4 protein-coding genes and 1 tRNA gene are annotated in these 5,009 nt (G+C 73.0%); 2 read left to right on the top strand and 3 right to left on the bottom strand.

The window, feature by feature from the left end; translation table 11 throughout:
* The first annotated feature begins 138 nt into the window (after positions 1-138).
* The gene (locus FH969_RS14400; protein WP_139987868.1) at positions 139-588 is read left to right on the top strand and encodes a nitroreductase family deazaflavin-dependent oxidoreductase; all 450 of its coding nucleotides are present in this window, start codon (positions 139-141) and stop codon (positions 586-588) included.
* Between the two features lie 144 nt (positions 589-732).
* Positions 733-817: transfer RNA gene (locus FH969_RS14405), tRNA-Ser, on the top strand.
* A gap of 304 nt (positions 818-1,121) precedes the next feature.
* Here FH969_RS14405 and FH969_RS14410 read toward each other — a convergent pair.
* Genes FH969_RS14410 through FH969_RS14420 form a run of 3 tightly spaced genes read right to left on the bottom strand, consistent with a single transcriptional unit; the run spans position 1,122 to position 4,495 of the window.
* On the bottom strand, positions 1,122-2,963 hold the full coding sequence (locus FH969_RS14410) for a carbohydrate-binding domain-containing protein (protein WP_139987870.1): 1,842 nt from the start codon (positions 2,961-2,963) through the stop codon (positions 1,122-1,124).
* A gap of 24 nt (positions 2,964-2,987) precedes the next feature.
* Positions 2,988-3,746, bottom strand: coding sequence for a polyphosphate polymerase domain-containing protein (locus FH969_RS14415; RefSeq protein ID WP_139987872.1), 759 nt, complete (start codon positions 3,744-3,746; stop codon positions 2,988-2,990).
* Positions 3,743-4,495 (bottom strand): DUF4956 domain-containing protein, encoded by a 753-nt coding sequence (locus tag FH969_RS14420; protein ID WP_139987874.1) that lies wholly within the window; start codon positions 4,493-4,495, stop codon positions 3,743-3,745. The genes FH969_RS14415 and FH969_RS14420 overlap by 4 nt, the downstream gene beginning before the upstream one ends.
* Between the last annotated feature and the right edge of the window lie 514 nt (positions 4,496-5,009).

Raw genomic sequence — 5,009 nt, forward strand, 5'->3', positions numbered from 1 at the left:
AAGGGCTCCTTGCCTAATAACGGAGTGGTCATCGATATCGCCGAGTAGTGGCCGCCGCCTTGCCCGAGTCAAGTTGACTGCGTGTCGACAGCAGGTGAGGCTCGCCGTCGTCCGTGGTCGCCGACGTAGGCTCGGCGCATGCCACTTCACGGGGAGTACGCACCGAGCACGTCCGGCCACGCGCGCACGCAGGCCGAGGAGTTCGAGGCGAGCGGCGGCTCGCGCGCGAACACGATGCAGGGGGTACCGATCATCGTGCTCACGACGGTCGGCGCGAAGTCGGGGAACCTGCGCAAGACGGCGCTGATGCGCGTCGAGCACGAGGGCGACTACGCCGTGGTGGCGTCCAAGGGCGGCGCGCCCGACCACCCGCAGTGGTACTGGAACCTCGTGGCGCACCCGCACGTGGAGCTGCAGGACGGTCCGGTGAAGAAGGACTACCTCGCGCGCGAGCTGTCGGGCGAGGAGCGCGCGACCTGGTGGGACCGCGCCGTCGCGGTGTGGCCGGACTACGCGAACTACCAGAAGAAGACCGACCGGCTCATCCCGCTGTTCGTGCTCGAGGAGATGGCCGAGCCCGAGGGCTGATCTGGTTGGCGGGCGGCGGGCCGGTCGGCCGCCGGCGGCGCTGCGCGGGCAGCGCCGCGCGACGCCTGAGCGCGGCGCTGGCAGAATGGCCCGGGCCCTGGGCGGTGCCGCGGTGACGTGACGCGGCTGACGCCTCGGGGCCGAGGAGCGATGACAGAGCGGCCGAATGTGACGGTCTTGAAAACCGTTGAGGTGCAAGCCTCCGGGGGTTCGAATCCCCCTCGCTCCGCACGAGGTGACGACGCTGCGGCCGGCGCCCGGCCCCCGCGAGGACATCCGCCCGGACGTGGGAGCGCCCCGCCACGAGCCGAGGGGGACGGCTCGCGCGGGGCGCTACGCGTTCCGCAGGTTGGGGACAGGCGGACCGCGAATGTCGTGGAGGTGCCAGCACCGCGTCTGGGGGGAAGGGCGCGCGAACTTCAGCGACTCGTTGAACCTATCCGGCTCTCAGGACGCTGACCGTGTCCGAAGGTCCCAGAATCTTCCCGAGACTTCACGACACGTGATGCGAGACGCCCCGGGCGCGCCGGCGATCAGGGCCGTTGCCCGCCGCCCCCGCCGGGCGCCTGCCCGCCGGCGCCCATGCCACCGCCACCCATCCCGCCGCCGGGCCCACCACCGATCCCGGTGAGCGAGGAGGTCCCGGCCGTCAGCGTGACGGACGTTCCGCCGTCGGGCGTCACGGTGTAGCTGGACCCGGCCGTGACGTCGGCGGAGGAGTAGACCACCGAGGCGATGTCCTTCGGCGTCGTGAACGACGTGAGCTCGGTGCCGGACGCGTCCGTGATCGTGACGGTCGAGCCGGCCGAGGCGGTGAGGTTGCCCGCGATCCAGCTCTGCGCCGACTCGGTGGACGGCTCCACGGCCATCCCGGCCGACCCGACGGCGAGCAGCGTGCCGCCCGAGATCGAGAACACGTCGAGGTCGAGTGGGCCGTTGCCGTCCATGGTCGGCCCGTAGACCACCACGTCGCCGCCGGTCATCTCGGCGCTGCCGTTGGAGTCGAGCCCGTCGCCGTCGGCGTCGACGAGGATCGACCCGGCCGAGATGAGCAGCCACACCTCCGAGGCCGAGGAGTTGGCGGCGTTGACGCCGTCGTCGCTGGCGGTGATGTCGGCGTCGGTCCCGGAGAACGTGATCGTCGCGCCCTCCACGCCCTCGTAGGACTCGGTCACGGTGAGCGTGCCGCCCGAGAGGGTGACCGAGCCGTCCGAGTGCACGCCGTCGTCGCCGCTCGCGAGCGTGAGCGTGCCGCCGGATACCGAGACGGCGCCGTTGCTGTGCACGGTGTCGTCGGTCGCGGTCAGCGTCAGCGTGGGGTCACCGCCGACGACGACAGACACGTCGCCATTGAGGCCCTTGCCCACGGACGTCGCGGTGATCGTGCCGCCCCCGACGATGACGTCGGTCGCCGCGGAGAAGGCGTCGTCCCCGGCGTCGAGGGTGAGCTCGCCGTCGAGCACGGCGATGTAGCCGGCCGTGGTGTCCTCGTCGTTGTCCGACTTCAGGGCGTCGCCGCCCGCGGTGAGGTCGAAGGTGCCGCCCGTGATGACGAGGTAGTCCTTGCCGCGCACGGCGTCGTCGGCGGCGTCGACCGTGATCGTGCCGCCCGTGACGACGAGGCCGTCCTTGCCGGTGATGCCGTCGCCGGCCGCGGAGGTCACGGTGAGGCTGCCGGCGCCGCCGATGGTGAGGTCCGCCGTCGAGTACAGCGCGGCGTTGACCACGTCGGTGCCGGAGGCGTCCTCCTCGGGGATGGAGGTGCGGGCGTCGGCGAGGGTGTTCGTCGAGCCGTCGGCCAGGACCACGACGACGCTCCCGGCGTCGGCGACCTGCAGCGGCCCGGTCGTGGTGGAGGTGATGTCGGCGCCGTCGAGCACGAGGGTGACCACGCCGTCGTCCGCCGAGTCGACCACGATCTGGCCGTCGGTGAGGGTGCCCGACACCACGTAGGTGCCCGAGGCGGTGATGGTCACGGTGGAGCCGTCCACGGTCACGGCGGAGGCGCCGTCGCCGCTCGCCGTGGCCGTGTCGCCGGAGAGCGAGATCGCGACGGCGGAGCTCACGTCCACGTCCGTCTCGCCCGTCTCGTAGGCGAGGTTCGCGGCGAGGGCCGCCTCGACGTCCTCGCCGGCGACGGCGTCGACCGGGGCCGCGGCGTCGGAGTCGGTGTCCGCGGCGTCGGCGTCCGTCGTGGCGGTGTCGCTGGCGGCCTGCGCGGTGCCGGAGTTGTCCGCCGCCGCGGTGTCGGTGCTGCAGGCGGCGAGGGTGCCGACGCCGAGCGTGGCGGCGACGGCCGTGGCCAGGGCCCTGCTGCGCAGCGGGCGAAGGGCGCCCAGCGAGCGGGTCTGCCGGGTGGTGGGGGTGGGTCGCATCGGAGGCTCCTTGGTTCGGGTCGCTCAGGCGGCCGCAGCGGGGACGACGGCGTGCTCGCGCAGCTGCGTCATGGTGCGGTGCCAGCGGTTGGTGGGGAGGTCGGTGTCGCCGGTGAGGGCGAGGCCGCAGGTGTACTTCGACATCCGGCGCGGTCGGATGCCGGAGTGCCAGAGCAGGTGGTCCAGCGCGCACGGGCGGCCGGTGGTCTTGGTCTCGACGACGGCCCAGCCGGGCAGCGCGAGCCGGCGCCCGGTGTGCACCTGGGTCCACTCGAGGTCGGTGTCGACCGTGACGCGGCTGTCGCTCGCGGGGAGCAGGTAGGTGGTGCGGGAGTAGGTCACGTCGAGCACGGGCTGCAGCGGGGACACCGCGGGCAGCTCGATGCCGGTGCGCTCGCGGACGGTGGCCGGGGCGAACCGGTGCCGCTCGGTGCGCGACGCCTCCGCCAGCGGCAGCCGGTCCTTGACCGTCTCGCCGCGCACCGAGCGCGTCTTCACCTCGAGGAACTCCTCGCCGGAGTCGCGGTAGGTGCGGGTGCGCACCTTGTACCGGCGCGGCCGGCCGTGCGCCGCGAGGAGGTAGGACTCCAGGTCCGCGGTGTCGAGGTAGCAGGACGCGTACCGGTGGGACGTGCTGCCGGCGATCTCGAGGACGCGCAGGTCGGGGTCGGCGTCGTCGATGAGGGCGAGCTGCGACGTGGGGAGCAGGTACTTGCGGTCCACCCGGGTCTGCAGCTCGGCGACGGCGAGCAGCTCCTCCAGCGAGATCGGCCGCGCGGTCATCGGGTCACCTGCGGGGCGTACGACGGCGCAGCCTGGGCCGGGTGCGCGGCCTGCGGGATGGCGTGGGTCGCCGTGGCGGTGGCGGCTGTGTGTGTCGGCGCGGCCGTGTGTGTCGGCGCGGCCGTGTGGGTGGACGCGGCGGTCGGGGTCGTCGCTGCCGTGGCCGTGAGGACCCGCGGCGTGGGGGACTGGGCGTTGCGCGGCAGGACGTACCGCACGTCGACCCAGGTGGAGTCGTTGACGAGGTCGAGACGCTGCACGTGGACCGAGCGGACCGAGGCGCCGAGCATCTGCTCGAGCACGTCGCGCAGCTCGTTCTCGTCGGGGATGGCGCGGTCGAGCACGATGAGCTGGCCGCGGGAGGTGGGGAACACGGCGGGGTGGTCGATAACGAACATCACCGCGACCACCAGCGCCATGCCCGCCATGGCGAGCCAGATCGGGGTCGGGGCGAGGCCGCCGAGGAGGCCGATCGCCAGCGCCGCGAAGTAGTAGGCGACCTCGCGCTGGCTCAGCTCGTCCGAGCGGAGGCGGATGATCGACAGGACGCCGAGGAGCCCGAGGCCGAGGCCGGCGCCGACCGAGGACGAGGCGAGGGCCGCCGAGACCGCGAACACGCCCACGTTGATGCCCACGTAGGCGACGACGAGGTCGCGGCGGTGGTGGCGCGGGTGGTACAGGCCGAGGACAAGAACGGCGATCGCGACCAGGTCGGCCGCGAGCAGCACGAGTGTCGTGGGGACGGACATCGGGGCTCCTTCGTAGGTTGGACTTCCCCTAGTCAGCCCCGCGCGCCTGTGCCCTGCCTGTGCCTGGCGTCAGGGGGCGCTTATGGTCGGTGTTCGGGTGGCGTTCGGGTGGCGTTCACCGTGAGTTCATCCGCGTCGTCATTCGCGCCGCCATCCGTGGCGGGCACCGCCGGGTGCGCCGTTGCTCTGCTCGCCCCCGTGCGACAGCGCTGTGGCTAGCCGATCCCCGTCCCCTCGACCGTGAAGGCTCGAGAATCGTTGGTATCGCGCCGATCTCCGGGTCTGCGGGCGCTCCTCGCAGGGGACCCCGCGGACACTGCACAGCCACAGCGCTGTGGCTGTGTATCGCTCGCGTGGCCACGCCGCCCGAGCGCGCTGACGCCCCGAGAACCGCGGGATTTCGCCGCTCGTGCGCTCCGACTCGGCGTCCGGCGCGCGCCGGGCGAGCCACAGCGCTGACGCATGGTCGCGGTCGTGGCGCCCGGCCGCGCTCGTGGCGCGGCGTCGGGTGGCG

This window comes from Miniimonas arenae (genome assembly GCF_006351005.1).
GTDB classification, from domain to species: Bacteria; Actinomycetota; Actinomycetes; order Actinomycetales; family Beutenbergiaceae; genus Miniimonas; species Miniimonas arenae.